Genomic DNA, 21,190 nt, shown 5'->3' with positions numbered 1-21,190 from the left:
GTTCAGCCCCTCTTGCCAGCGGCAACAGCCGATTGCGCATCTGCTGCGGTGACATTTGCACCGGTCAGCTGCTCAACGATGGCGGCAACGGTTTCCGTGGCAATCGTATCGACCTCGGCAAAAGCCTTGGTCTTGATCGCTGCAATGCTGGCTTCCGCCGCAGCAACCTTGCTGGACAGCTCAGCCTCGACAGCAGCGCGGTCGGCAGCAGCCTTGGCCTTGGCAGCATCCCGCGCGGCAGAGGCAATCTGGTTGCCCTTCGCCTTGGCGGCGGTCAATTCTTTTTCATAGGTCTCGACTTCGGCATCCGCTTCCGCCTTCAGGCGGCTGGCCTCGTCGATATCCTTGGCGATACGGTCATGACGATTTTCGAGGATACCGCCGACGCGTGGCACGATGACCCGCTGCATCAGAATGTAGAACAGGCCAAAGGTGATGACCAGCCACAACAGCTGCGATGGGAAGGTAGAATGGTCGAAGGGCGGAAATACGCCTCGTCCATGTCCGGCTTCCGCGGGAACGCCGGTTTCCGTGTGGGTCTCAGCCGCTGCCGGGACTTCCTCGGCATAGGCGGGGGTAACGAACATACTCGCCTCCAGTATCCTGCTAATACAAAAGATCACGGCCGACATCGAAGGCCGGCCGTGATCCTGAATTCCGCTGAAATCAGACAGCGAACAGGAGCAGGAGGGCTACGAGCAGCGAGAAGATGCCCAGAGCTTCCGTAACGGCGAAGCCGAATACCAGACGGCCAAACTGGCTGTCAGCGGCAGACGGGTTGCGCAGTGCGCCCGACAGGTAGCTGCCGAAAATGTTGCCAAGGCCGAGAGCCGTGCCGGCCATGCCAAAGCAAGCCAGACCTGCGCCGATGAACTTTGCTGCTTCCGCTTCCATGAGAGTACTCCTTTGAAATGGTTATTGCGGCGAATGACTGACGCTTGTTACGCCAATGTCGATATCCTTAGTGCCCACCGGGATGGATTGCGTCGTTCAGGTACATGCAAGTCAGTACCGCGAAGACGTAAGCCTGAAGGAAGGCAACCAGGAACTCCAGACCGGTCAGTGCGACGGTCATAGCGAGAGGAAGGAGCGCGCCACCGACGCCAAGGGCGCCAAGGCTGCCAAGCGAGGCAACGAAGCCCGCAAACACCTTCAATGTGATGTGGCCTGCCAGCATATTGGCAAACAACCGGATCGACAGGGAAATCGGGCGCGACAGGAACGAGATCACCTCGATCGGCACCACGAGTAACAAGAGAGCGCCAGGGACGCCAGAGGGCACGAACAAATTGAGGAAGCCAAGGCCGTGCTTGTAGAAACCATAGACCAACACCGTGCCGATTACAAAAATCGCCAACGCAAAGGTGACGACGATCTGGCTGGTGATGGTGAAGAAATAGGGCATCATGCCGAGAAGGTTCGCGGTCAACACGAACATGAACAGCGAGAATACCATGGGGAAGAATTTCATCCCGTGGCTGCCCGCCCCTTCTCGCAGCATGGACGCCACGAATTCATAGGACATTTCCGCGACCGACTGCGCCCGACCGGGAATCAGGCCGCGATTGGATGTGGCGAAATAGAGGAAGCCAGCCGCGCAGGCCACCGTCGCCACCATGAACAGCGAGGCATTGGTGAACGAAAAATCAATGCCACCAATCTCGATCGGAACAATCTTGTGGATCTGGAACTGATGGGTCGGATCGTTTGACACCTGGTGATCTCTCTCGCTTTTGCCACCCTCAGGCAGCGTTCCTTACCTCGTCCGCCGGATGCCAGGCACCCGCCGTGTTATTTCCCTTTGCCGTCCGAGCTGCGATCCGCAGGATGGGGCGAAGCCACCTTTCCTGCCGCACGCAGCACGTTCAGCACACCGGCGCAAAACCCCAGCAACAGGAGGACGATAAGCCCCCAAGGCGAGGTTCCGGCAAAATGATCGATCAGGAAACCCAGAATGATACCGACGATGATGGCGGAAAGGAATTCGCTGGAGAGCTTCATGGCCTGGGCATAGCCTTTTCGGCTTGCCTGCGCCCGCTCGTCCTGTGCGGCCTCTTCCCCCGTCCGCAGATCCTTCGCAGCCAGCTTGGCTCCGAGATGGCTGCGACGCCGTTCCAATTCTCTTTCCTGATCGTCCATGCGCCCTCCCCGTCCGATCCCGGTCCGGCTGCTAAAGCCTTGTCCGAGTATGCAAACAGCTCGGATTTACACATGGTCCGACCGGTTCTGAATTTGGCCGCACCATAATTTTGCGAGCTTTGATAGTCAAGGCATTGCCAAGGGTTGTTTCACGACAAATTAACCGAATAAAATCAGCTCTTTAGTCGAAATTTTCGAATTCCCCACAGAAAGTGGCATGAAAAAGCCGCGTTCCGGGCGGTCAAATCCCGGAATCGGTGCGGATTTGTGGCGATGCCCGTCGCGCGAAACACCGCCACAAATAACGCTCAGATGATCACATGCGAGCCAAGCTCGACGACGCGATTGGCCGGAAGCCGGAAGTAATCCGAGGGGTCGGTTGCCGAATTGGCAAGTGCGATGAACAGCCTGTCCTGCCAGTTTGGCATGCCCGCCTTAGCATCCGGCACCAGCTTGCGGCGGCCGAGATAGAAGGAGGTGGACATGATGTCGAATTTCAGCCCGCCCTTGCGCAATTTGGCCAGCGCCTGCGACACATTCTGCTGTTCCATATAGCCGAAGCGGATCTCCACCCGGCTGAACCGCTCCGATAGGCTTTCGGCCACGAAGCGTTCCGCTTCGCTGGCGCGGGGCCGGTTGACGGTCTTGATGGTCAGGATGATGTTTTTCTCATGCAGAACGTGGTTGTGCTTGAGATTATGCAGCAAGGCCGCAGGCGCGGTTTCCGGGTCGCTGGTCAGGAAGATGGCCGTGCCCGGCACGCAGACCGGCGCATGCTCGCTCTTGCGCTCCACCGAGGAAATGAACGAGGACAGCGGAATATCGGCATGGCGGGTCTTGGCAAACAGGATGGCCGTTCCGCGCCGCCAGGTCCACATGACGATAGTGAAGCCAGCCGCAAACAGCACCGGAATATAGCCGCCATCGTGGATCTTCAGCAGGTTGGCGCCGAGGAAAACCGTTTCCAGTGCCAGAAGCGGCACAATCACCAGCAGCGCCACGAAAACCGACCATTTCCACTTCTTGCGCACGAATTCGAACGCCATGATGGTCGTGACGACCATGGCGCCGGTGACGGAAATACCATAGGCCGTGGCCAGGGCGTCGGAGCTTTCAAACAGCAGCACCAGGCTGAGAACGCCAAGCAACAGCAACGTGTTGACGGCGGGAAGATAGATCTGCCCGGTATTGGTTTCCGAGGTGAACAGGATCTCCATGCGCGGCAGGAAGCCGAGATGGATGGCCTGGCGCACCATGGAGAACGCCCCTGTTATCACCGCCTGGCTGGCAATGACAGTAGCCGCCGTCGCCAGGATGATGACCGGCAGAATGGCCCAGCTTGGAAACATCAGATAGAAGGGGTCCGATGCCATGGCGGGGTCCTTCAGCACCAGCGCGCCCTGGCCGAGATAGTTCAGCACCAGCGCCGGAAACACCAGCACAAACCACGCCCACTGGATCGGACGACGGCCGAAATGGCCAAGGTCGGCATAAAGTGCTTCAGCACCGGTAACAGTCAGGAATACCGCGCCCAGCACGACGAAACCAAGAAATTTCTCCTGGAACAGGAAGGTCACGGCATGGATCGGGTTGAAGGCCCGGAAAATAGCCGGATCGTCGAAAATATGGCTGATACCGCCTGCCGCCATCACCAGGAACCAGACCACGGTGATCGGCCCGAAGAAATTGGCAACCGCGCCCGTACCACGCGATTGGACGGCAAACAGCACGATCAGGATCACCACCGAGATCGGCACGATAAAGCCGGAGGACTGCGGCGCCACCAGTTTCAAGCCTTCCACCGCCGACAGAACCGACAGCGCAGGCGTGATCATGGCGTCGCCCAGAAACAGCGCCGCCCCGACCAGGCCCAGCACCATCAGCACGACGGTATGCCGCCCCGCCGATTTACTAAGCAGGGCCAACAGCGACAGGGTGCCGCCTTCGCCGTCATTGTCGGCGCGTAGCAGAAACAGCACATATTTCAGCGTGACGATGATCGTCAGCGTCCAGACAATCAACGAGGTCAAGCCAATCACCTCGAAACGGGTAATGCCGTCATGGGCAATCGGCTTCAGTGCCTCGCGAAACGCATAGAGCGGGCTGGTGCCTATATCGCCGTAAACGACGCCGACCGAACCGAGCGCCAGCAGCATCAGGCTGCGCAGGTCTTTCTTTTCGGCCGGTGCGGCGTGGGTGTTTTCCTGGGACATCAATCTTACAGGCTCTCAGAGCCAGCCTTTCGAGCGGAAGAACAGGAAGGGAATGATCGCAGACAGAACCATGACGATCAGAGCAAATGGGTAGCCAAGCAGCCACGTCAACTCCGGCATGACCTGAAAGTTCATTCCATAGATGGAAGCGACCAGCGTCGGCGGCAAAAACACCACCGATGCAATCGAGAAAATCTTGATGATCGAATTCTGTTCGACATTGATCAGACCAAGCGAGGCATCGAGCATGAAACTGATATTGCTGGCGATGAAACCGGCATGTTCGGACAGGGATTGGATATCGTGAGAAATGACCTTGCACAGATCACGCGGCTCACCACTCGTCTTGAACGGCTCCACCGACAACAGGAAGGATGACAACCGCGACAGGGATGCCAGACTATCGCGCGTCTTGCTGACAAGCCGGTGATGGCTGGCGATATCGAACAGCCGGTCTTCCAGAAACCGCGCCGCACGGCGCTTGGTCCGGCTGCGATCAACAAATACATCGCCGGACAGCGCATCGACCCGCATACCGGCAATTTCCAGGATTTCGGCGGTGCGATCGACCACCGTTTCCAAAAGTCGCGCCAGCATGACGGCGTTGGAGGTGCAATGGGCATGATTGCGGCTGAGGGCCGCGGTAAACAGGCCAAAGGCGCGGGGCTCGGCGTAGCGCACGGTGACCAGCCGCCCCCCGCCCAGAATGAAGGCGACATCGGCCAGATGCGGCAGGTCCGATTCAGCCTTGCAGAGCAGCGATGCGGTCATGTAAACGCCATGATCGTCCATATACAGTCGGCTGGACGGCTCGATATCCTTGAGGTCGTCACGAGTGGGAAGCGGCAGGCCCAGCAAGCGCTCGGCCAAAGCCTCCTCGGTCCTGTCAGGATTGAGAAGATCGAGCCATAGAACATCTTTGTCCAGCACCGCTGGCGCATCGCTGGGCAGGATCATATCTGCCGTCCCGTCACACCTGTAAGCTTTGATCAAACGTTCGACACCTTTGCCCGATGACGGACAGTGCCGCCAGCCGCAGCATTCCCATGGACACCCATGAAAACCTGCGATGATTTACCCTTGCCCATGCGCATGACTATCATTTCCCATAGAGGAAAGACGTGTTCCTGCCCATGATCCATGCTCAGCGGGCAAGCAATAGCACCTGCCGTCAGGATGGCAAGGGCAATTGCGCGTCGGCATTTGATCCTGATCAATGCAACCTGAAGAAATATCGTATACAAAGAATCCGCCAGGGTAGCGAGATCCTGTTGCATTTCCGCCGGAACCCTACAACCGTGCGGCCCGCCGTTGCAGTATCAATCTGCAACGGCGGCTCTATTCTGTGCTGACCTCATTCAAAGGTAATAGTTGGCGCCTGTCGTGTTGAATGTCGCTGGACCTCGCTCCAGACACGGGTGGCGATCTCGCGGTACACAAGCGCCTGAGGGCTCTCCGGCTCGGAAACCACGACAGGGGTTCCGGCATCGGAATGCTCGCGGATGGAAATGGTCAACGGCACTTCTCCCAGGAATGGGGCACCAATGGCTTCGGCTTCGGCTTTGGCGCCGCCATGACCGAAAATATCGTAACGGGCGCCGGTGTCGGGAGCGATAAAATAGCTCATGTTCTCGATGACGCCAAGCACCGGCACTTCGACCTTCTTGAACATGTTGATACCCTTGCGGGCATCGATCAACGCCAGGTCCTGCGGGGTCGAGACGATCACCGCGCCGCTCAACGGCACCTGCTGGGCCATGGTCAATTGCGCATCGCCCGTGCCCGGCGGCATATCGACCACCAGCACGTCAAGCTCGCCCCAGGCCACTTCGCGCAACATCTGCATCAGCGCCGATTGCACCATCGGGCCGCGCCAGATCATCGCAGTGCCCTCATCCACCAGAAAGCCGATAGACATCGCCTTCAGGCCGTAATTTTCCATGGGCACGATAATGCGCCCGTCAATCTGCTGCGGCCGCCCGGAAATGCCAAGCAGGCGCGGCATGGACGGACCATAGACATCGGCATCGAGAATGCCGACCTTCAGGCCATTGGCCAGCAAGGCCAGCGCCAGATTGACCGCCGTGGTGGACTTGCCGACGCCACCCTTTCCCGACGCCACCGCGATGATGGCGCCGATGCCGGGAATACCGGCCTTGGCCGGGCGGGCCGGCTGGCTTGGGGCCGGTGCATGAGAATGCCCGTGTGAATGGGAATGCGAGTGGGAAGGATTGGGTGCCGAGGGTGCAGGCGGCGTTGACGGCGATCCGGCCTTGCGCTCGGCGGTCAGGCTGACAAGCGCTCCCTTGACGCCGGCAAGCGCCTTGACACTACGCTCCGCGGCCTGGCGCAAAGGCTCCAGCTCCCGGGCGCGTTCAGCCGGAACATTAATGGAGAGATAGACCTTGGCATCGGAAATGAACACGTCGGATACCATGCCCAGATCGACAATATTGCCCTCGAGATCGGGGCCGCGCACGGTCTTCAAGGCTTCAAGAACAGTGTTTTTATCGAGCGTCATGGATCCGCTTCCTTGGTAAAGGCCGGGACACTCGACTGGAATTGCCCGCGCCCGACGAAACGTGTGAGTGACGCTCAAATAGGGTTTTATCGCCTGCAACGGAAGAGCCAAAAACAAACGCCGCCAAAACCATTGCCCTCAGGCACGGTTAAGGCGGCGTTTTGTGAGGGCGATTTCAAGACCGCCCTTCTCCAAGTCCCCTCTGGACCCTGTTGCTATATTGAAAGCATAAACCGTGCCAATTCGAAAGATTGGGCTTTTTGCCCGATAACCGCTGCCAAATGACCGGTGTCACCGCCAATTGGCTGAAGAAATCACCACAATCCAGCCGGGCCATTCCGGCAATTGCTTAAAAAACAGCCGCGCCGCCGCTTTGAGCATTCACGTCATAGGATTTTTGTGCTGAAATCTCAATTTCTCGGAACCGCTGGCGAAGTGGCAAGATAATCGTCCAGGCGGTCGGGGTCGAAGACCCGTCCATCGAAAAATCCGTCCGGCCCAAGCAGCAACCGGCCATTGCTGGCGCCGACATAATCGGCTGCTGCCATCGCCCCCTCCACCTTGATATTGGCGCCTGGCATGGCGGCGAAGACAGGCCTGAGGGCGCGGCGATAAAGATCCGGGCGGTAGGTTTCGAGCACCATGGCAATCCGCTCGCGAGCATGGACAACGTGACCGCCAAGCACCATCTGGCTGTAGAACCATAGAGCGTGGCTGGCCCAGGGAAAATTCGCGGCCTTACGCTCCAGCACCAGAAAATCTGCCAGGGACTGAACTTCTCCCGGCGCGGTGACCAGATCGCCGGTCAAGCCAGGCAACAAGAGCCTGCCTTCCACACCGAGATAGCGGGGCGCGGCCATGATACCGGCCAGTTCCTCGGTATTGCCGGGATTACCGCACCATTGCGCGGCGCGGTAAAGCGCACGGATCAGCGCATCGAGCGCGGCAGGATTGTTCTCGCCCCATTGCCTGCCAATGCCGAGAACCTTGTCCGGACCGCCGCGCCAGATAGCAGCGGTCGCAGCAACAATGCGTCCGACCTGCCGGTCCACCGCAATACTGTTCCAGGGTTCCGCCGCGCAAAATCCGTCGAGTGCACCCGCACCAAGCCCATCCACCATCAGCGGCGATGGCAATGAGACGATTTCGACCTCGCTGCCATGGTCCAGATTGCAGGCAGCAAGCCAGTAGCGCAGATAATAGGCCTGGCTGGAATGAGCATCGCCAATGGCAATCCGCAGGGGTGGCAGGGACTTAACACGGCGTTCCTCTGCCACCCGTTTCAGTGCGGTTCCGGCAGCCAACGGCTCCAGAAGGTGGTTTTCCCAGCCTGCCTGTTGCATGGCTGTTGCAAGCGCATTCGACACGGTGAGCGCGCCGCCGCCCAAATTAAGGGCCATGGGAACCAGCAAAGCAGGGACAAGCGGCGAAAAACCGAGATTGGCAGCCAGCGCAAAGGGGCCAGGCAGATGCGCACCATCGAAATGGCCGACCGTCAGGCGGTCGCGGATCTGGACCCAGGAGGTTTCACGCACCAGGCGCAGGCTTAGGCCCTCGTCGGAGGCAAAGCCTTTTTCCACCGCCACAACCAGCGGGGCGCTATCGAGACATGGCATGTAGCCAAGAGTAACATGCAAAGAAATGTGCTGACCCATTGCAGCATACATGCCGCAAACCGCCGCCTCAGGCAAGTTGCGCCTGCCGGAGAAGGCCGTCCTTGGGATGCATTATAACCAGGACATCGAAGATGTCTCACGCATCCTTATTTGATCAGGCTCAACCGGAGCGCCTTCGCAACCGCCTGGGTGCGGTTCACGGTATCCAGCTTGCGGGTGGCGCGGTTGAGATAATGATTGATGGTGTGTTCTGACAGGCCCATGATCTCGGCGATTTCAACGGAAGTCTTGCCCGCCGCCGTCCAGGTCAGGCATTCGATCTCGCGCTCCGTCAGCGTTTCGGTGACCCGTGCATCCAGTTCGCGAATTTCGGCAAGCCGGTTGAACACATGCCCGGCCAGATAGTGCATCAGCACCATGTCGACGAAGGAAAAGGCTGGCATTTCGCCGCAAATATTGACAGCGCCCCGGTTGCCATGGGCATCATGAACCGGAAAACAGGCGCCACGAGGCATGCCGAACCGCAAGAAAAGGTCCATCGCCAGTTCTACAGTCTTGGGATCACGTTCGCGGGCGACCACATGCACATCGAAAACCACGGGTATAGAGGTGTTGCGCAACCGGTTAAACATCGGGCTCGAAGTCAGCAGGGACGCCATGTCGTATTCGCTGAGAAAATCAGCAGGCCAGTTGGTGATAACCGAGCTGCCGGTCAAGGTTTTTGCGCCGGCCGAAGGCACATTCATGACCATGAAGCCCTTGGCGCCGAAAAAGTCGGTCACCCGCTTCATCAGCCTGAAAACGTCAAACTGGGTCTTATAACCGCTTAACTCGCGCACATAGCGTTCTGCCGTCGCAAATTTCGATGCAGCATCTTCGGCAACCATTGCCATATGGACCAGATCGTCACCCATCGATAAAAAGCCTTGTTCTCTTCTCTATCGCGACCGCGTCGCAACCCGCCGCATACCTGCTATAGCCGGACACTGCGAAAATTGAATGCCGACTGCATTCCGGCAGTTACAGCCAAAAACATTGATAACTAAAAAAGCCAGTCCTGAATAATTTAACGAAGCCCTTTATCCATTAATATATCGTGGCCATTCATTTATCTTCCGGCCATTCTGTTAGGTCTCGCCGCAACCGGAAAATGCTTCGGCTTTTGCCGGTTGACGATAACGATACGCACCCGACCGCAATTTCCCATCCCTATAAATCGACTATCCTGCCAAGACCAAGGGCTGAACCCGTGTTTTTTTGAAAATTCTATCGTCTTAGCCGCGAAACAGGCCCACGCCACAAAACAGATTAGCAAATCAAGTATTCCCTGTTTTGCTTGCGCGACATTGACCAATACGACGGCCATGTCGGCCTGGATGTGAAACCGCCGTCATCGCCCGCAATTTATTTCGCCTGGCACTGCCATTCGCGCCAAACCGGCTGTCGTGGAACCATCCGAGCGGCTCGAATCGCGTTCTCTGCGGTCTAGATGAAAGGTGATTGTCATGCTGAGCGTATACTCGCTTGGTGCGTTTTTCTTCATGGCATCGCAGCAACCTTCTCGCCCCTTGCTTTTACGCATGTCCAATTGGCAAAACCGGTTTCCACTTGTCCTGGAAATGCTCACCAGCGGCGTGCGCCCTCTATAGCGCACGAAGGTTCGCTGTAATGCTTTATATCCGCTGCATAATTTCTCCTTAAATCGATTCCGATTTCAGGAATTATGCAGTAGACAAGAGTGCCACAGCGATTGGATGAAGGAGACCATCTTGCAAACAGCATATTCCGGCACCGTCCTGGTCGATACCCGCCTGCATCTGGGTGAAGGCCCGACCTATGACGTAGCGCGTGACACCGCCTGGTGGTTCGACATTCTCGGCAAGGGGCTGATCGAACATCGGTTTGCAACGGGCGAAACGATCCGCCACGATCTGCCGATGATGGCCAGTGCGTTGGCGACAATTGATGCTGAACGCCAGATGGTGGCGACGGAACAGGGTATTTACATCCGCACCATTGCCAGCGGCGAACTGACCCTACTGACCGCGCTGGAACCGGAACGGCCCGGCAATCGGTCAAATGACGGGCGGGTCCATCCTTGCGGCGCGCTATGGATCGGCACGATGGGCAAGACGGCAGCCGATGGCGCTGGTGCGATCTATCATGTGGCGGGCGACAAGGTGACGCGTCTTTATGATAGCATCAGCATTCCCAACGCCATCTGTTTTTCGCCAGATGGAAGCCTCGGTTATTATGTCGACACGCGGGTCAATACGCTGATGAAGGTCAGTCTCGATCCGGCAACCGGCCTTCCGACCGGAGCGCCATCCGTGCATATTGACGGGCGCGGCAAGGATGGTGGTATCGACGGTGCGGTCTGCGATGCCGAGGGCGGCTTGTGGAATGCCTGTTGGGGCGTTGGCGCCGTCGATCACTACGATAGAACAGGACAACACCTGGCGCGCTACCGGCTTCCCGCTGCCCAAACCACCTGCCCGGCCTTTATCGGCCCCAAGGCAGACCGTCTCCTGGTCACGTCAGCCACCGAAGGGCTCGATGCCGATGGCCTGGCCGCCGATCCGCACGGTGGCAAGACCTTCGTCCTCGATATCACGGTCAAGGGCAGGCACGAGCCAAGCTTCCGCTGGTAAAGCCGCGACAACCGACGCTCCTCAACCCCCGGTGTATAGCGCGAGCTATGGGGAGCGAAGGGCCGCAAACTCATTCTTATGCCTAAAGTTCCGTCAATTTGCAGAAATAAAATGCAGAATATTATCGGAACTCCTGCCTCTTTCGGGCATTTCACTACCGAGCCGAGCAGAGAGACAGTCACTCACTCTCATGAAAACACTCTTTCATGGGGCGACTTGCTCTCACTCAGTCCGACACGAAACAAAGACCGAAAGGCAGGTTTAAGATGAACAAGACCCTCAATATTGTAGCAGCAACCGTACTCATGGGTTCCACTGTTGTCGCGCCAATGGCCTTTGCGCAGAGTGCAACGACACCAGCAACGCCCGGCACCACCACAACCACTCCAAGCACCGGCACCGCCCCTGCCATGCCTGGCGCATCTGCTGCCATGGACACCTATCTGACCCAGCAGGGCAGCGATCAGTTGGCCGCATCCAACTATATCGGCCAGAACGTCTATGCCGGTGACAAGAGCATCGGTGAGATCAAGGATCTGATCATGCAGCAGAATGGCGGCCTTGTCGCAGCTGTGATCGGTGTGGGTGGCTTTGTCGGCATCGGCGAAAAGTATGTCGCCGTTCCCGTTAGCAAGATCACTGTGACCCGTGATGCCCAGAACGCAGACAAGCTGCGTCTGACGACAACGGAGACCGCTGAAACCTTGAAGGCCGCTCCGGAGTTCAAGACGCTGGAAGAGCAGAAGGCTGATTCAGGCACCACTGCTTCGACCCCAGCCACAGTGACCAAGTAATACAGTGATGGCTGGCCGCCCAGGCTAAAACCGATAGGCCAGCATCAGAAGTTGAGAAGGCGGGACCGCAAGGCTCCCGCCTTTTTCATGGGATTTTCCCAGCTGTTATTTAGCAGGAACGTTTTCTGCCTCCACGGCACCAGCTGCCAAAGGCCGCCGATGGCCGGATACGTCAGCACCGGCATTCTTGTCCATGAAGATATAAGGAATAACGGCGGCCAGCGACAAAAACGCCACGACGGCAAAGGCCAGATGAAAATCGGCAAGATCCAGATGACCGCCGGTGAGCATAGTGCTGATTTCCAGAACGAAGGCGGCGCAGGCAACGCCGAGCGCAAGGCTGACCTGTTGCAACACCGAGGCGATTGAGGTCGCCTGACTGGCCTCGGTGTTGTCGATATTGGCATAGCCTAGCGCATTGGTTCCGGTAAAGAAAAACGAGCGGCAGAACCCGGCCAACAGCAGGAAGAACATCAGCAGCGCATGCGGGGTTTGCGGCGTGAAAAATGCGTTGAGAAAGGTGGTGGCGGCGCCGCAGACGCCCGCCACGATCAACACGCTGCGAAAACCGGCCGCGGCAAACACCCGGCGCGCCAGGAATTTCGTGCTGATCGCCCCGATGGCGCCGACAAAAGTCGTCAGTCCGGATTCGAACGGTGTCATGCCAAAGCCGAGTTGCAGCATCAGCGGCATCAGGAAGGGAATGGCACCCGCCGAAATCCGAAACAGCGTCCCACCGATCTGGGCGGCGCGAAAGGCCGGTTTGCGAAACAGGGTGAGATCCAGAAGCGGAGCTGGATGACGCCTGGCATGCACGATATAAAGAACCCCGCAACACAGGCCGATACCAGTTGCGGCAATACCGACAATCGGCGGCAGGGCCGGCAGGCTCATGACCGACAGGCCGAAGACAACACCGGCAGCAGACAGCGATGTCAGGGCAAATCCGGTCCAGTCGATCGGCGCTGTTTCAACCCGCTCGATTTCCGGCAGGAAAATTGTCGCCAAGACGACACCCAGCACGCTGATTGGCACGTTGATCAGGAAAATCCAGTGCCAGGTGAAATAGGTGGTGATGAAGCCGCCAACCGGCGGACCGGCCAATGGGCCGACAAGGGCCGGCATGGTCAGCAGCGCCATGGCCGAGACCAGATCCTCGCGCTTGGTGGTGCGCAGCAGAACCAGACGGCCGACCGGCGTCATCATCGCCCCGCCCATGCCCTGCAAAAACCGCGCGGCGACGAATTCCACCAGCGAACTGGACATGGCGCAGCAGAGGGAGCCGACGATGAAAACCCCCATCGCCGCCCGGAAGATCTGCTTGGCCCCGAATTTATCCGCCATCCAGCCGCTGACCGGAATGAAAATGGCGAGCGCCACCATATAAGATGTCAGTGCCAGTTTCAGCGTGATCGGCCCGACGCCGAGATCGTTGGCAATGGCGGGCAATGCCGTCGCGATCACCGTGGAGTCCATGTTTTCCATGAACAGGGCCACGGCCAGGATGAGCGGAACGATGCGATTCATGATGAGCACTCTTTAAAGATGGCAGCCATTGGAAATGAATTTGATATCCCCTTGCGGCATCATCGAAGATCAAATGTCACAAACAGACCACCAGGCGTACATATCAAGGCCCGACGAAAAACCTCACCCGGCGCGTCCTTCTATTCCCCTCATCCCATATCTGACAATCGTTATCGTCCCGATAAGCTTGGCGATCACGTACACGTTACGCATTGCCGATCATCGGCTACAGGCCATCAACTCCAACGCAATTCATTCTGTTTGCTGGATAATTTTTCCTCGAAAATCTGGAGCGCCGGAGAAAACATCCTCCGCGCCATTGAAACGGCACAGACCCGCCGCTACCTGTGGAAGCTGTAAGCGATGAAAATGGGGACGAGGAGGTTGTAATGGTTTCAATGAACAGGCGAACAATGATCGCAGGGGCTGCTTTGAGCGCCTTGTCGGCCCCGGCGCTGATAACGCGGGCAGCCTTTGCGCAAGCGGAGACATCGATGGATATCAATCATGCTATGCCCCCGGAGACCCACAGGTTCCAGCTTGGCGAGTTTGAAGTCGTGGTCATCAAGGACGGCACGCGGGTTTCTGAAAAGCCGGGCGAGACCTTTGGCATCAACCAGAGCCCGGAAACGGTTTCGGCGCTGCTGGAAAAGAATTTCCTGCCGACCGACAAATTCGTCAACGGCTTTTCGCCGGTGCTGATCAATACCGGCTCCGATGTCATCCTGTTCGATACCGGCATGGGCGAACAGGGCCGTGTCAACGGCATGGGACGGCTGAGCGAAGGCATGATGGCGGCAGGCTATTCGCCTGATGATGTGACCATCGTCGTTCTCACCCATATGCATGGCGACCACATTGGCGGGCTGATGGAAAAGGGCAAACCGGCCTTCACCAAGGCGAGTTATATCGCCGGGCAGCGCGAATATGACTTCTGGACCAATGCCGCCCGCGCAGGCACACCAGCCGAAGGTGGACAGAAGGCAGTTATGGCCAATGTGAAGCCGCTGGCCGAAAAAATCACCTTCCTTGGCGATCAAGGCGGCGATGTGGTCTCGGGCATTCGCGGCGAGGCCGCTTTTGGCCATTCGCCAGGCCATATGATTTTCCATGTCGAATCCAAGGGCAAGCGCCTGCTGTTGACCGCAGACACCGCCAACCATTTCGTGCTGTCGCTGCAACGTCCCGATTGGGAAGTGAAATTCGACATGGACAAGCCTCAGGCCGCCGCCACCCGTAAACGGGTGTTCGACATGGCAGCCACCGACAAGGTTGCCTTCCTGGGCTATCACATGCCCTTTCCCTCGGTCGGCTATGTCGAAACGCTCGATACCGGCTACCGATTCGTGCCGAAGAGCTATCAGTTCGATCTCTGATCGCTCGCGCCGCCCGCCGCGCCGTCCATTGGGGGCGCGGCAATATTTCCGTCACCGCTTGGCGGTGAAAAAATCCTTCAGCAGAACAGCAGCCTCAGTCTCGCCGATCCCGGCATAGACATCCGGCGCATGATGGCAGGTGGGCTGGCTGTAAAAACGCGCACCATGGTCGACGCCCCCGCCCTTTTCATCGGCTGCTCCATAATAAAGACGGCGGATGCGGGCGAAGGATATTGCCGCCGCGCACATCGTACAGGGTTCCAGCGTCACATAGAGATCGGCGCCCGCCAACCGCTCGTCATCCAGAAGGGCGCAGGCTCGGCGGATCGCCAGGATTTCCGCATGGGCCGTGACATCCTGCAAGGCACGGGTTTCATTACCAGCCCGGGCCAGAATGACGCCGTCCTTGACCAGCACGGCGCCAATTGGCACTTCGCCGCGCGCGCCAGCCAGCCGCGCCTCTTCCAGGGCAACATCCATGAAACGGATTGTCAGCGTCATGATGCATGAACTTTCCACTTAACCAAGCCTTCGCGAACTGATAGGACACAGCAAACGACAGGCAAGCAAAAAATGACCGATAAAGAAAAGTTCAAGCGGCCGGGCAGCAAACCCGCAGGCCGCCCCTTCAAGACATCTGCCGACAAACCCGGCAAATCTGGCCCAAAAAGCTTTGGTGCCCAGAAAAACTTTGGCGAAAAGTCCGATGCGGCACCGCGTGCCAAATCGGATGCGGCACCGCGCAAAAGCGCAACACCTGCTGCCAAGACTGGCAGCGAGGACACTCTGAAGCCGGAGCGGATTTCCAAGCTGCTGGCGCGCGCCGGTATCGCTTCGCGCCGTGACGTGGAACGCATGATCATGGAAGGCCGTGTGGCCGTCAATGGCAAGGTGCTGGACAGCCCGGTGCTGAACGCCACGCTGGCCGACCGGATCGAAGTGGATGGCGAGCCCATTCGCGGCATCGAGCGCACCCGGCTCTGGCTCTATCATAAGCCATCCGGCCTGGTGACCACCAATTCCGACCCGGAAGGCCGCCCGACCGTCTTCGACAACCTGCCGGAGGAATTGCCGCGGGTGATGTCGATTGGCCGGCTCGACATCAACACCGAGGGCCTGCTGCTCTTGACCAATGATGGCGGCTTGGCGCGGGTTCTGGAACTGCCGACCACCGGCTGGCTGCGCCGCTACCGCGTGCGCGCCTATGGCGAAATCGACCAGGCCAAGCTGGACACGCTGAAGGACGGCATCGCCGTTGACGGCGTGCTCTACGGTGCCATCGACGCGGTTCTGGACCGCAGCCAGGGCCATAACGTCTGGATCACCATGGGCTTGCGCGAAGGCAAGAACCGGGAAATCAAGAATGTGCTTGGCGCGCTTGGCCTTGAGGTCAACCGGCTGATTCGCATTTCCTACGGTCCGTTCCAGTTGGGCGACCTGCCGGAATCCCAGGTGCAGGAAGTGCGGGGCCGCATGTTGCGCGACCAGCTCGGTCCGCGCCTGATCGAGGAATCCAAGGCCAATTTCGACGCGCCACTCTATTCCAACGCACCCGCCGAGGAAGAGGATGCGCCTGCGCCAAAAGCCAAGGCAAAAGCCGAGGAAGGCAATTGGAAGAAGGAAACACGGGCACCCAAGCCACGCGGCTTCGACAACCGTGAGGACGCCCGCGAAAAGGCACTCAGTCGGCTCGATACTCGCCGCGACGGTGCAAAACCTGCCTTTGGCAGCAAACCCGGATTTGGCAGCAAGCCTGGCTTCAAGGGAAAACCTGCTGCCGGTCGTGACGGCGACGATGCCAGCCGCGATGGCAAGCCAAAGCGCATGCCGCTTGGCCAGAGCCGCACCGCCAATGTCTGGATGGCGCCGGGCGCACGTCCCGTGTCTGAAAAGAAGGCGGCAAGTGACGACGCTCGCAAAAGCGGATCGCGGTCGCGCCCGGATGGCGCGCCGCAGACCAAGCGTTATGGCCGCACCATGGATGGTGCGCCAACCAAGAGCCTTTCGCGTCACGACCCGGATCGTGGACAGTATGCCGGTAGCGACGATCCTGATTTGCGCGTCAAGGTCAGCCGCGCCCGTGATGCCGAAGGCGAATGGATTCGCGCCGAAGGCCCCGACAGCAAACCAGCCGGACGTGGTGGACGCGCTGGAGAAGGCTTTGGCGGCAAGCGGGATTTCGGTGCCAAGCGGGATGGTGCAGATCGTGGTCCCCGGCCTTCATATGGTGACAAACCTGCATATGGTGATCGGCCAGCACGTGGCGAGCGTGCAGCGCCCAGTGACCGTCCGTCTCGGGGCCAGTGGCCCGCACGCGGAGATCGCCCGGACCGAAGTGAAAGACCCGCTCGCAGCGAGGCTCCGGCTCGTGGTGATCGCCCCTATTCCGGCCGCCCCACCGGAGAAAGAGCCGAGCGGCCAACCGGCGACCGGCCTTATGACGGACGACCAAAATCCCGGTCCGCTTCCGGCGACAAGCCATCCTTTGGTGGAAAACCGGCGGGCAAGTCCTCGTTCGGCGGCAAGCCGTCTTCCGGTGGAAAGCCTGCCTTTGGTGGTAAGCCGGGCTTTGGTGGCAAGCCGGGCGGGAAGCCTGGTTCTGCCAGACCCGGCTCTACCAGATCAGATGCAGGGCGTGGCCCATCGCGTGGCCCTTCCTCTGGCCCCAAAGGCAAGAGGTAAGCCGACATGCGGATTGTTGGTGGAGAATTTCGGGGGCGTAGCCTTGCCACGCCCAAGACCGACGCCATCCGGCCGACTATCGACCGGACACGCGAAAGCCTGTTCAACATCCTGATGCACGCCCATCCCGAATGTCTTGATGGCACGCGGGTTCTCGATCTGTTTGCCGGCACCGGTGCCATCGGGCTGGAAGCCCTGTCGCGCGGTTGCCGTTCGGCACTGTTTGTCGAAAACAGCGTCGAGGGCCGTGGCCTGCTGTGGGAAAATATCGACAATCTTGGCCTGCATGGCCGCGCCAAGATCCTGCGCCGCGATGCCACCGACCTCGGTTCGGTCAGCACGATGGAACCTTTCCATCTGCTGTTTGCCGATCCGCCCTATGGCAAGGGATTGGGCGAAAAGGCCTTTGCCGCTGCCGACAAGGGCGGCTGGCTGGTGCCCGGCGCCTTGGCGCTGCTCGAAGAGCGCGCCGATGTTCTGGTCCAGGCGCCCGAAGCCTTCACTCTGCTGGAAGAGCGGATCTTCGGCGATACAAGAATTTCATTCTTTGCCTATAGACCGGGTTGAAACGGCAGCGCGATTTCTTAAATCCGCTGCGATATAGAGTTTGTCAGAGAAAAGCAGTCTCCGTTTTCACAGGACGCTTCGGGCTGCTTTCTCGCATTTTTCTTGCATATCTGACGGAAAGCCAATCGATGCTTTTGTTGGACATGCTCCAAAAGGTCCGTTTGAAATCATGCCGCAGGATGTCCAATCCCATAAATCCCTCGTTGAGGTAGGACCCAGCACGCCCACGGTTGCCGTGGCGCTGGGGGCTGGCGGCGCGCGGGGCCTTGCCCATATTCATGTGCTGGAAGCCCTTGAGGAAATGGGGATCGAGCCTGTGGCGATTGCCGGTTCCTCCATCGGTGCCATTATCGGGGCTGGCAAGGCTGCGGGCATGTCGGCAGCCGAAATGCGTGACCATGCGCTGGAAACCGTTGGCAAGCGCAATGAAGTCTTCAAGCGGATCTGGGGCCTGCGCCCGCCGACCATGCGCCATGCCATTGGCGGGTTCCGGCTCGGACAGTTCAATCTGGAGCGTATTCTGCGCGCCTTCTTGCCATCCCGCATTCCCGATGATTTTTCCGGCCTTGGCATTCCGCTGAAAGTGATCTCCACCGATTATTACGGCCATTGCGAGCAGGTCAGCGAAGACGGCGATCTCTATCAGGCCCTGGCGGCTTCCGCTGCCATTCCCGCCCTGTTCATGCCTGTCATGCTGAACGGGCGGCTGATGATCGATGGCGGCATCTTCAATCCCGTGCCCTATGAACATCTGATGGGCCTTGCCGATATCGTCATCGGCATCGACATCGTCGGCGGCCCGGTCGGAGTGGACGATGTGCCAAACCGCATCGACAGCCTGTTCGGCGCCTCTCAACTGATGATGCAATCGCATCTGGCTCTCAAACTCAAGCTCGGCCCCCCGGCCATTTTCCTGCGCCCGCCGGTCAATGGGTTCGGCGTGATGGATTTCATGAAGGCAAAGCAGATCTTCGAGGTATCCGCCCCTGTCAAAGACGAGGTCAAGCGGGCACTGGAGGCGCAATTTGCGCTTCTCGCTAAGCGCTAGAGTTTGTCTTTTCGGGAAAAGAGGTTTCCACTTTTCCCACGGCAAACTCTAAGCAACAGCATCCCTGTCTTTTTCCTGATCTTTCTCCGCCTCATGTCCCCGCTTGGGTTTGATCAGCGGTTCCGGCTGGACAGGCCGGTTATACAGCATATGGGCGCCGCCTTTGATGCCCTCTACCGCCTGAATGCGCAGGCGCTCATCGTCCCGGCGGCGGATATCGGCCTCGATGGCTTCGGCCATGTCCTCATCGACACCCAGCGCCTCAATGGTCTTGCGACCAAATTTCAAGCCTGATTCCACCGTTTCGCGCAGTTCATATTCGACATTGCGGGCCCGAAGCGACAGGCTGTGAACACGATCATAGGAGCGCACGAACAGCCGCGCCTGGGGAAATTCGGAGGCGACCAGGTCGACGATCCGGTCGGTCACGTCACGCTTCTGGGTGCAGACCGCCACCACCTTGGCCTTTTCGATGCCAGCGGCTCTCAACATGTCCAGCCGTGTGCCATCGCCGAAATAAATACGGAACCCGAAGGAGGCAGCCTGGCGAATACGGTCGGCGGAATCGTCAATAATTGTCACGTCCCGGCCACTGGCCAGCAGCACCTGGGCGGCGATCTGGCCAAAACGCGAAAAGCCGATCATCAACACATCCGAACCGGCGCCGTCAAAATCCTCGTCGAGCTCTTCATGCTGATCGCGTGACAGAAGCCGGGTGGAGAGCGCCGCGACCACCGGCGTCAGCGCCATGGTCAGTGTGACTATGGAAATCAGCAGCGACGAGGTGGCGCTGGAAAACACCCCAGCCGAAACAGCGGTGGTAAACAGCACGAAACCGAATTCGCCGCCCTGCGGCAGGATTGCGGCAATGCGAATGGCGTCATCATGGCGGGACCCGGCCAGCCGGCACAGAGCATAAATGCTGATCGCCTTGATCAACATCACCACCGGCACGGCGACAGCCAAAAGCCAGAGATTGGCAAAAATCACGTTGAACTGGACGGACAGACCCACCGCCATGAAAAACAGTGCTTGGAGAATGCCGCGAAACGGCTCGATATCGGCTTCCAATTCATGACGATAGGAGGATTCGGCCAGCATGACACCGGCCAGAAAGGCACCCATGGCCATGGAAAGGCCGACCGCCTGCATCAGCATGGCCGATCCGAGCACGATGAACAGGGCGGCGGCAATCATCACCTCGCGGGCACCGGTACGGGCCATCACCTGAAACAGCGGATTGAGCAAATAACGCCCGGCCAGGATCATCGCCAGCGTTGCGGTGACGGCAACGCCGATATCGATCCACAGCGACCCTGGCGCAGGCGCGGCCTGAGCACCGAGAATGGAAATCAACGCCAGCAACGGCACGATCGCGAGGTCCTGGAAGAGCAGGACGGAAAAGGTGCGCTGGCCGTATTGGCTATTCAGGTCACTGCGATCATTGAGGATCTGCAAGGCAAAAGCCGTAGAGGATAGCGACAGGCCAAAACCGGCGACCACCGCACCGCGCCAGTCAAGAAGGTCAAAGGCCAGCGCCACCCCTGTCAGCAATGCCCCACCCAGCATCACCTGGGCAGTTCCCAGACCGAAAATATCGGCGCGCATTTTCCATAGGGTCGAGGGTTTCAACTCCAGCCCGATGACGAACAGCAGAAAGACGATGCCAAGCTCAGCAACCGAGAGGATTTCCTCCGCCCCGGTGATGACATGCGCGACAGGACCGATGACGGCGCCTGCCGCCAGATAGCCGAGCACCGTGCCAAGGCCGAGCTTGCGGAAAATCGGTGCGGCGACCACGGCGCCGCCCAACAGCACGAGAGCCTCGGTAAACAACAGGGTGGGTGCAGTGCTCATGCTCAGCCTTTCCGGTGCAAGCCTTCCAGAGCAGGGTTCGACTGATCTGCCCTTGATGCGGAAGGGAATGCAAACTATAGCGACCTCATCGCACCCTATCGAGTGCAAACAGGTCGCTATAGCACTTTATCCCTGCTGCATAATTTTCTCCTCAAAACGATTCCGGTTTACGGAATTATGCAGTAAATGGAGGTGACGA

General features: G+C 58.8%; 19 protein-coding genes. 6 read left to right on the top strand and 13 right to left on the bottom strand.

Annotated features, from left to right (window positions below; translation table 11 throughout):
- Window positions 1-2 precede the first annotated feature (2 nt).
- From G6L01_RS01865 to G6L01_RS01820, 10 genes are all read right to left on the bottom strand, one after another.
- A complete protein-coding gene (locus G6L01_RS01865; RefSeq protein WP_070167581.1) occupies window positions 3-587 on the bottom strand; it encodes a F0F1 ATP synthase subunit B in 585 nt (194 codons plus the stop codon).
- A 79-nt stretch (window positions 588-666) separates the two neighbouring features.
- Entirely contained in the window at window positions 667-894 is a 228-nt protein-coding gene (locus G6L01_RS01860) for a F0F1 ATP synthase subunit C (protein ID WP_003588243.1), read from the bottom strand.
- Window positions 895-961: 67 nt separating this feature from the next.
- Complete coding sequence (locus tag G6L01_RS01855) at window positions 962-1,714, bottom strand: F0F1 ATP synthase subunit A (protein WP_015915077.1); 753 nt, start codon at window positions 1,712-1,714, stop codon at window positions 962-964.
- A gap of 77 nt (window positions 1,715-1,791) precedes the next feature.
- Complete coding sequence (locus tag G6L01_RS01850) at window positions 1,792-2,139, bottom strand: AtpZ/AtpI family protein (RefSeq protein WP_015915076.1); 348 nt, start codon at window positions 2,137-2,139, stop codon at window positions 1,792-1,794.
- Window positions 2,140-2,447: 308 nt separating this feature from the next.
- Entirely contained in the window at window positions 2,448-4,352 is a 1,905-nt protein-coding gene (locus tag G6L01_RS01845) for a potassium transporter Kup (protein ID WP_071207243.1), read from the bottom strand.
- Window positions 4,353-4,367: 15 nt separating this feature from the next.
- On the bottom strand, window positions 4,368-5,345 hold the full coding sequence (locus tag G6L01_RS01840; RefSeq protein WP_060719157.1) for a magnesium transporter CorA family protein: 978 nt from the start codon (window positions 5,343-5,345) through the stop codon (window positions 4,368-4,370).
- Window positions 5,342-5,629, bottom strand: coding sequence for a hypothetical protein (locus tag G6L01_RS01835; RefSeq protein WP_070167579.1), 288 nt, complete (start codon window positions 5,627-5,629; stop codon window positions 5,342-5,344). The genes G6L01_RS01840 and G6L01_RS01835 overlap by 4 nt, the downstream gene beginning before the upstream one ends.
- Window positions 5,630-5,706: 77 nt before the next feature.
- Entirely contained in the window at window positions 5,707-6,873 is a 1,167-nt protein-coding gene (gene apbC / locus G6L01_RS01830) for an iron-sulfur cluster carrier protein ApbC (RefSeq protein WP_070167578.1), read from the bottom strand.
- Window positions 6,874-7,283: 410 nt separating this feature from the next.
- Window positions 7,284-8,510 (bottom strand): CmpA/NrtA family ABC transporter substrate-binding protein, encoded by a 1,227-nt coding sequence (locus tag G6L01_RS01825; RefSeq protein ID WP_337692716.1) that lies wholly within the window; start codon window positions 8,508-8,510, stop codon window positions 7,284-7,286.
- 125 nt (window positions 8,511-8,635) lie between these two features.
- A complete protein-coding gene (locus tag G6L01_RS01820) occupies window positions 8,636-9,376 on the bottom strand; it encodes a LuxR family transcriptional regulator (protein ID WP_420359855.1) in 741 nt (246 codons plus the stop codon).
- A gap of 867 nt (window positions 9,377-10,243) precedes the next feature.
- Between G6L01_RS01820 and G6L01_RS01815 the strand changes: the two genes are divergently transcribed.
- Complete coding sequence (locus tag G6L01_RS01815) at window positions 10,244-11,140, top strand: SMP-30/gluconolactonase/LRE family protein (RefSeq protein WP_070167577.1); 897 nt, start codon at window positions 10,244-10,246, stop codon at window positions 11,138-11,140.
- Between the two features lie 266 nt (window positions 11,141-11,406).
- The gene (locus G6L01_RS01810) at window positions 11,407-11,934 is read left to right on the top strand and encodes a PRC-barrel domain-containing protein (RefSeq protein WP_070167576.1); all 528 of its coding nucleotides are present in this window, start codon (window positions 11,407-11,409) and stop codon (window positions 11,932-11,934) included.
- Between the two features lie 105 nt (window positions 11,935-12,039).
- On the opposite strand, the gene G6L01_RS01805 is transcribed toward G6L01_RS01810, so the two are convergent.
- Window positions 12,040-13,461: a DHA2 family efflux MFS transporter permease subunit gene (locus G6L01_RS01805; RefSeq protein WP_070167575.1), complete on the bottom strand. Its 1,422-nt coding sequence runs from the start codon at window positions 13,459-13,461 to the stop codon at window positions 12,040-12,042.
- Window positions 13,462-13,859: 398 nt separating this feature from the next.
- Between G6L01_RS01805 and G6L01_RS01800 the strand changes: the two genes are divergently transcribed.
- Window positions 13,860-14,837 (top strand): MBL fold metallo-hydrolase, encoded by a 978-nt coding sequence (locus G6L01_RS01800; RefSeq protein ID WP_071207249.1) that lies wholly within the window; start codon window positions 13,860-13,862, stop codon window positions 14,835-14,837.
- Window positions 14,838-14,888: 51 nt separating this feature from the next.
- Here G6L01_RS01800 and G6L01_RS01795 read toward each other — a convergent pair whose 3' ends face one another.
- On the bottom strand, window positions 14,889-15,338 hold the full coding sequence (locus tag G6L01_RS01795; RefSeq protein ID WP_070167573.1) for a nucleoside deaminase: 450 nt from the start codon (window positions 15,336-15,338) through the stop codon (window positions 14,889-14,891).
- A 72-nt stretch (window positions 15,339-15,410) separates the two neighbouring features.
- On the opposite strand from G6L01_RS01795, the gene G6L01_RS01790 reads away from it, so the two are divergent.
- The 3 genes from G6L01_RS01790 to G6L01_RS01780 all read left to right on the top strand — a co-directional run bounded on the left by G6L01_RS01790 (window position 15,411) and on the right by G6L01_RS01780 (window position 19,134).
- Complete coding sequence (locus G6L01_RS01790) at window positions 15,411-17,519, top strand: pseudouridine synthase (protein WP_156584288.1); 2,109 nt, start codon at window positions 15,411-15,413, stop codon at window positions 17,517-17,519.
- 6 nt (window positions 17,520-17,525) lie between these two features.
- Window positions 17,526-18,086, top strand: coding sequence for a 16S rRNA (guanine(966)-N(2))-methyltransferase RsmD (gene rsmD, locus G6L01_RS01785; RefSeq protein ID WP_070167571.1), 561 nt, complete (start codon window positions 17,526-17,528; stop codon window positions 18,084-18,086).
- A gap of 169 nt (window positions 18,087-18,255) precedes the next feature.
- Window positions 18,256-19,134 carry a patatin-like phospholipase family protein gene (locus G6L01_RS01780; protein ID WP_070167570.1) on the top strand — a complete coding sequence of 293 codons (879 nt, stop codon included), beginning with the start codon at window positions 18,256-18,258 and terminating at the stop codon, window positions 19,132-19,134.
- 48 nt (window positions 19,135-19,182) lie between these two features.
- Here G6L01_RS01780 and G6L01_RS01775 read toward each other — a convergent pair whose 3' ends face one another.
- On the bottom strand, window positions 19,183-20,991 hold the full coding sequence (locus G6L01_RS01775) for a monovalent cation:proton antiporter-2 (CPA2) family protein (RefSeq protein WP_070167569.1): 1,809 nt from the start codon (window positions 20,989-20,991) through the stop codon (window positions 19,183-19,185).
- Window positions 20,992-21,190: the final 199 nt, after the last annotated feature.

Origin of the sequence: Agrobacterium vitis, assembly GCF_013337045.2 — a bacterium.
GTDB classification, from domain to species: domain Bacteria; phylum Pseudomonadota; class Alphaproteobacteria; order Rhizobiales; family Rhizobiaceae; genus Allorhizobium; species Allorhizobium vitis_B.
Note: the sequence above shows the minus strand (reverse complement) of the source record. Positions and strands in the feature narration are given on the sequence as shown.

Coding starts and splice junctions, on each gene's coding strand:
- G6L01_RS01865 (WP_070167581.1), bottom strand. CDS start 587: ATGTTCGTTACCCCCGCCTATGCCGAGGAAGTCCCGGCAGCGGCTGAG.
- G6L01_RS01775 (WP_070167569.1), bottom strand. CDS start 20,991: ATGAGCACTGCACCCACCCTGTTGTTTACCGAGGCTCTCGTGCTGTTG.
- G6L01_RS01850 (WP_015915076.1), bottom strand. CDS start 2,139: ATGGACGATCAGGAAAGAGAATTGGAACGGCGTCGCAGCCATCTCGGA.
- G6L01_RS01800 (WP_071207249.1), top strand. CDS start 13,860: ATGAACAGGCGAACAATGATCGCAGGGGCTGCTTTGAGCGCCTTGTCG.
- G6L01_RS01845 (WP_071207243.1), bottom strand. CDS start 4,352: ATGTCCCAGGAAAACACCCACGCCGCACCGGCCGAAAAGAAAGACCTG.
- G6L01_RS01805 (WP_070167575.1), bottom strand. CDS start 13,461: ATGAATCGCATCGTTCCGCTCATCCTGGCCGTGGCCCTGTTCATGGAA.
- G6L01_RS01780 (WP_070167570.1), top strand. CDS start 18,256: ATGCCGCAGGATGTCCAATCCCATAAATCCCTCGTTGAGGTAGGACCC.
- G6L01_RS01820 (WP_420359855.1), bottom strand. CDS start 9,376: ATGGTTGCCGAAGATGCTGCATCGAAATTTGCGACGGCAGAACGCTAT.
- G6L01_RS01810 (WP_070167576.1), top strand. CDS start 11,407: ATGAACAAGACCCTCAATATTGTAGCAGCAACCGTACTCATGGGTTCC.
- apbC (WP_070167578.1), bottom strand. CDS start 6,873: ATGACGCTCGATAAAAACACTGTTCTTGAAGCCTTGAAGACCGTGCGC.
- G6L01_RS01860 (WP_003588243.1), bottom strand. CDS start 894: ATGGAAGCGGAAGCAGCAAAGTTCATCGGCGCAGGTCTGGCTTGCTTT.
- G6L01_RS01795 (WP_070167573.1), bottom strand. CDS start 15,338: ATGACGCTGACAATCCGTTTCATGGATGTTGCCCTGGAAGAGGCGCGG.
- rsmD (WP_070167571.1), top strand. CDS start 17,526: ATGCGGATTGTTGGTGGAGAATTTCGGGGGCGTAGCCTTGCCACGCCC.
- G6L01_RS01815 (WP_070167577.1), top strand. CDS start 10,244: ATGAAGGAGACCATCTTGCAAACAGCATATTCCGGCACCGTCCTGGTC.
- G6L01_RS01835 (WP_070167579.1), bottom strand. CDS start 5,629: ATGCAACAGGATCTCGCTACCCTGGCGGATTCTTTGTATACGATATTT.
- G6L01_RS01790 (WP_156584288.1), top strand. CDS start 15,411: ATGACCGATAAAGAAAAGTTCAAGCGGCCGGGCAGCAAACCCGCAGGC.